5 protein-coding genes are annotated in these 4,932 nt (G+C 38.1%); all 5 read left to right on the top strand.

Annotation, left to right across the window (positions count from 1 at the left end):
• The first annotated feature begins 291 nt into the window (after positions 1-291).
• The 5 genes from COS96_00320 to raiA all read left to right on the top strand — a co-directional run bounded on the left by COS96_00320 (position 292) and on the right by raiA (position 4,532).
• Positions 292-546, top strand: a complete 255-nt coding sequence (locus tag COS96_00320) for a type II toxin-antitoxin system HicB family antitoxin (protein PIU44190.1) — start codon at positions 292-294, stop codon at positions 544-546.
• Between the two features lie 2 nt (positions 547-548).
• Positions 549-788, top strand: a complete 240-nt coding sequence (locus COS96_00315; GenBank protein PIU44189.1) for a hypothetical protein — start codon at positions 549-551, stop codon at positions 786-788.
• 319 nt (positions 789-1,107) lie between these two features.
• Complete coding sequence (locus COS96_00310) at positions 1,108-2,910, top strand: hypothetical protein (GenBank protein ID PIU44188.1); 1,803 nt, start codon at positions 1,108-1,110, stop codon at positions 2,908-2,910.
• 174 nt (positions 2,911-3,084) lie between these two features.
• Positions 3,085-4,035 (top strand): UDP-N-acetylenolpyruvoylglucosamine reductase, encoded by a 951-nt coding sequence (locus tag COS96_00305; GenBank protein ID PIU44187.1) that lies wholly within the window; start codon positions 3,085-3,087, stop codon positions 4,033-4,035.
• 86 nt (positions 4,036-4,121) lie between these two features.
• A complete protein-coding gene (raiA, locus tag COS96_00300) occupies positions 4,122-4,532 on the top strand; it encodes a ribosomal subunit interface protein (protein ID PIU44186.1) in 411 nt (136 codons plus the stop codon).
• Positions 4,533-4,932 lie beyond the last annotated feature (400 nt).

Genomic DNA, 4,932 nt, shown 5'->3' with positions numbered 1-4,932 from the left:
TTTATCGGTTCCTCGACCAGAACCAAACTGAATTCGTTATTGGGCAAATAACAGGCAAAAGAGCAAGTATTTTCTCTTCCTTGTAGAGAAACAAAAAGTTCCCGACAAAGGGAACTTTTTGTTTCTCCGCTGATTACCGCTGATACACGCTGATTTTCACTGATTATTGATGTTATTGATGTTGATGTGATGTTGATGTCTGACGTCAACATCATCAATGTCACGTCAACGTCACTCGCCTCAAACGTTCTGCATGTTTATTTTTTATTTGGTTTGTGATACGCTTACGTTATGACTACGATCAAAAAAAATATAAAAAATAGGCTTTTTTCATTTTCGGTTATTTATGAAAGCGCTCCTGAAGGCGGTTATGTTGCCTTTGCGCCAGTTTTGCCGGGTTGTCATACACAGGGGGATACATTAGAGGAGGCCGAAGAAAATATTAAAGAGTCAATAAGTCTTTACTTAGAGAGTTTGATCGCCAGCAAAATAATGCCCCCAAGAGAGTCAAGAATTTTGCAGGGCAAAGTTGAAGTTGCGATTTAGACATGAAGCAACTTCCATCTTTAAAAGCTAAAGAAGTAGTCAGGATATTGAAAAAGCTGAATTTTGAAGAAGAGCGTCAAAAAGGCTCTCATCTTATAATGTTTAATCCGGTTTCTAAAAGGAGAACGATTATCCCCATTCATTGCGGAAGAGATATCAAGAAACCTCTTTTAAAGAAAATAATAGAGGAAGATGCCGGACTGACGATAGAGGAGTTTTTGAATTTTTTGTATAAAAGTTAAATATTGATGTTGATGTCTGACGTCAACATCTCTCGCCTCAACCTTTCTGAGGATTTCTTTTTTTTATGAAAAAGAAAACCGCCCTGCAGTAATGCGGGGCGGTTTTGGAATTACTTTTTCTTTCTTGCTTTTTTTGCTTTTTTCTTTGCTGCCATTGTTTTGTTTAGTTTCTTAATACTTCGCGCATTCTGAAACTTTTTTAGGATGAGAAGTTAACAAGAGACTATCCTCACTAAACTTCCCTATACTTAAATTTTATTCTTAGAAAGAATATATGTCAATTGTGGAAAACTTTTTTTTGATATGATAATATAAAAATATGAAAATTTTTTGGCCGGAGGCCAACCTCGCCTTGGCGGGGAAAATCAAACTGATGGTTTTCGCAGGAGTAATTTTCTGCTGTCTGCCGTTTTTTGTTTCAGCCGCTTCATTGGGGGAAAAAATAAATTTTTCGGTTGACCATCTTTACGATAAATATCAAAGGGAAGAAGTTTCAGCTGTTTTGAAATCAATGGGCGGAGGTCTTTATTTTTACATTGACGAGGAATGGTTGAAGTCATTAAGTCCTGCTAAAAATGAAGAGCTTAACATGTTTTTGTATCTTTTGGGAAGCGAGTTTCACAACAATGCTTATCCGAAGTTAATCTCAAATTATGGAGCTGAATGGAGGCCGGGAATTGATAAGGATGAAAGAGTTACTGTTCTGCTTCATCCTCTCAAAGCCGGAGCAGGGGGATATTTTAATTCCGGAGATGAATATGAAAAGACACAGAACCCCAGATCAAACCAGAGGGAAATGATTTATCTTAATACGGATTATATTGATAGCCCTTGGTTGAAAGGACTGCTTGCCCACGAATTTGTCCATTTGATCAGTTTTAATCAAAAGGAAAATTTAAGAGGCGTGGCTGAAGATATCTGGCTTAATGAAGGTAGAGCTGATTATTCCTCAACCCTTCTGGGTTATGATGATGTCTACGGGGGGAGCAATCTTGAAAAAAGAGTGAGGGTTTTTTCGCGTAATCCTTCAGATTCAATCACCGAGTGGACGAGCCAGGAGGAAGATTACGGGGCTTTGAATCTTTTTATCCAATACCTTGTTGATCAATATGGAATGAAAATATTAAGCGATTCTTTGAGGATGAAAGAAACAGGAATTAATTCCATTGACATTGCCCTGAAAAATAACGGCTTCAAGGAAGATTTTTCTCAAGTTTTCACCAATTGGACCATTGCCATGGCGGTTAATGATTGTTCTTTGGGGGAAAGATATTGCTATAAAAATAAAAATTTGACCGGATTAAAAATCATACCCTCTGTTAATTTTCTGCCCTTAAACGGGGCGAGCACTTTGGGCGTTTCCAATTTCGTTAAGAATTGGTCAGGGAGCTGGATTAAATTTATTGGAGGGAAAGGCACATTGAAAGTGAAATTTGTCGGCAATCCGGAAAATCTTTTCAAGGTTCCTTATATCTCCATTGATTCTTCCGGCGTCCGCGTCCTTAAATTTTTCCAATTGAACAGCTACCAAATCGGAGAAATTTCAGTTTCCGATTTTGGAGCCGGTATTAATTCAGTCATTATTATTCCCTCCATTCAAAGCAAGATATCCGGGTTTGTAAATCCTGAACCGTCATTTCCGTTTTTCTGGGAAGTTTCGCTGGTTCCGGCGGAAGAAAAAACTCAAAGTTCCAATCCCTTTGAAAAGCCGGTTTCGAATATGTCGAAACAGGAAGTTTTGGCAAAAATTTCAGAAATAGAAAAGCTTCTTGGCCAGCTTAAAGAAAGATTGGCGCAAATTGAAACCCCGCAGAAGCCGGAAACCTCAAAAGAGCCAAGTTCTTTTTCCTGCAAGGAATTGGGGAAAAATCTTTCCTTTGGCTTGAATAATGATTCTGATGTCAAATGCCTTCAGGAATTTTTGAAAGCCCAAGGGAGTGAAATTTATCCCGAGGGAGTTGTCAGCGGGAATTTTTTCACTTTGACAAAAAATGCAGTTGGTCGTTTTCAGGAGAAATATGTGGCTGAAATTTTAACTCCTTTAGGATTAAAAACAGCGACCGGTTTTGTCGGGGCAGGGACAAGAGCCAAGATAAACAAAATGATGAGCGGTGAGCAATAAATTATTTAGAAATGAAAACCCCGCGCATAATTTATGCGCGGGGTTTTCTGTTTCCGATGGACGGATGAGTAGACTCCAATATTAAGTCAATAGTGAGTGCTACATCCGTCCTTTTATATTTTAACTGTAAAAACCGATAAAAGCAATTTTTTTCGATATGTATTTTGTGTTAAAATGATGAATATGGAGGAATTAAAGGGAATCAAAAAAAATGTTTTATTGAAAGATCACACCACTTTCAGAATTGGCGGTCCGGCTAAGTATTTTTTTGTTGCCGAAACAAAAGAGGAATTGATCAGAGCGATAAGTTGGGCCAAGGAAAACAGTATTCCATTTTTTATTCTTGGAGGCGGGAGCAATACGCTGGTGAGAGATGAAGGATATGAGGGGATAGTTATTAAAATCCAAATGTCAAATATCAAATGTCAAATCAAATCCAAAATTCAAATTTCAAATTGTTTTGTTACGGCTGGGGCGGGAGCGTCTTTGGCGAGATTGGTCAGCGAGGCGGCTAAAAATGGGTTGACCGGCATAGAATGGGTGGCTGGGGTGCCGGGGACAGTCGGGGGAGCTATCAGGGGCAATGCAGGAGCGTTTGGAGGCTGTATGGCAGATAATGTCAAAACCGTAGAAATATTAAAAATCTCAAATTCCAAAATTGAAACTGTAATTTTAAATAAAAAAGAGTGCGGATTTAGTTATAGAGATAGCCTATTTAAACATAATGGGAATTTGATAATTCTTTCAGCGGAGATTGAATTAAGGAAAGGCAGTAAAGAAGAAATAGAAAAACAGGCAAAAAAAACAGAAGAGCATCTTGAGCATAGAAGAAATTTTCAGCCCTTAATTTATCCGTCAGCCGGCAGTATTTTTAAAAATCCAACAGCCGGCCCGCCCAAATTTTCGCAAAGCGAAAAATTGTGGCGGGCAGGAGCTCTGATTGAAAGATGCGGACTGAAGGGGAAAACAATCGGCCAGGCTCAAATTTCAGAAAAGCACGCTAATTTTATAATCAATCTTGGAGGAGCGGAAGCGAAAGACGTTATAGCTCTTATTGATTTGGTAAAAAAGGAAGTTAAGGAAAAATTTAATATAGTACTTGAAGAAGAGGTGGTTATGTTATAAGGTTAAATAGGTCGCTGAATATCAATTAAGAATTTCGGCCAGAGGCCGACCCCGCCTTGGCGGGGAAAATAAAAAATAAAAAAACTATGCGTATCATAACCAAAGCGACAAATATCAAATCAAGCGGAGCTCTTAATGCTTACATTGAGGAGAAAATGGGTTCTCTAAAAAAATTTTTAAATTTACTTGAGGAAGATGAAAAGGGTTTTTCAGCTCCAGGCGGGAAGGAAAAGCCGACAGCAGAAATATGGGTGGAGATTGAAAAGACAACAGATCATCATTTGCAGGGGGAAATTTTCAGAGCCGAAGCTCAATTGAAACTGCCGGGGCGGGGATTGAGGGCGAAAGCAACTTCAGGGGATTTGAAATTGGCCATCAATGAAACAAAAAACGAATTGGAAAGACAGCTGAAAAAATACAAAGATAAATACATCGCTAAAGTGAAAAAGGGAGCCAGAAAGATCAAAGAAGAAGTCCTCCCCAATTTGAAAGGTTAATTAAATTGCTGATATTCTGAAATTTTGATATTGCGAAAATTACTAAGAGGGGGGGGGCGACTCATTGAGTCGCCCCCTATTGTTTTTTCTTGACAAACTATTGACATTAAAGTCAAGGTATGCTAATTTATTTTTAATATTTAAAGTTCTTTAAAAATAGTCGTGATAAGCGTTGAGTCGCCTTTGAGAAGGCGTTTGAACGCTTATCATGACATTATAGAATAGAATTTCCAGAACGTGCACATAGCGCCCAAAAGGACTATGGAAGACAGAGGCGTCAGACTTAAAGAATGATGTTGTGAGACGGCAAAATGAAAAGGAAAAAAATAAAAGAAATCAAAAAAAATTAAAAAAATACGGAAAAAAATACGAAAAAATGAAAGAAAGAATGAATGAGTTG

Source organism: Candidatus Nealsonbacteria bacterium CG07_land_8_20_14_0_80_39_13, assembly GCA_002779355.1.
GTDB lineage: Bacteria > Patescibacteriota > Minisyncoccia > Minisyncoccales.
This window is presented reverse-complemented; position numbering and strand designations above follow the sequence as displayed.

Coding starts and splice junctions, on each gene's coding strand:
- COS96_00320 (PIU44190.1), top strand. CDS start 292: ATGACTACGATCAAAAAAAATATAAAAAATAGGCTTTTTTCATTTTCG.
- COS96_00315 (PIU44189.1), top strand. CDS start 549: ATGAAGCAACTTCCATCTTTAAAAGCTAAAGAAGTAGTCAGGATATTG.
- COS96_00310 (PIU44188.1), top strand. CDS start 1,108: ATGAAAATTTTTTGGCCGGAGGCCAACCTCGCCTTGGCGGGGAAAATC.
- COS96_00305 (PIU44187.1), top strand. CDS start 3,085: ATGATGAATATGGAGGAATTAAAGGGAATCAAAAAAAATGTTTTATTG.
- raiA (PIU44186.1), top strand. CDS start 4,122: ATGCGTATCATAACCAAAGCGACAAATATCAAATCAAGCGGAGCTCTT.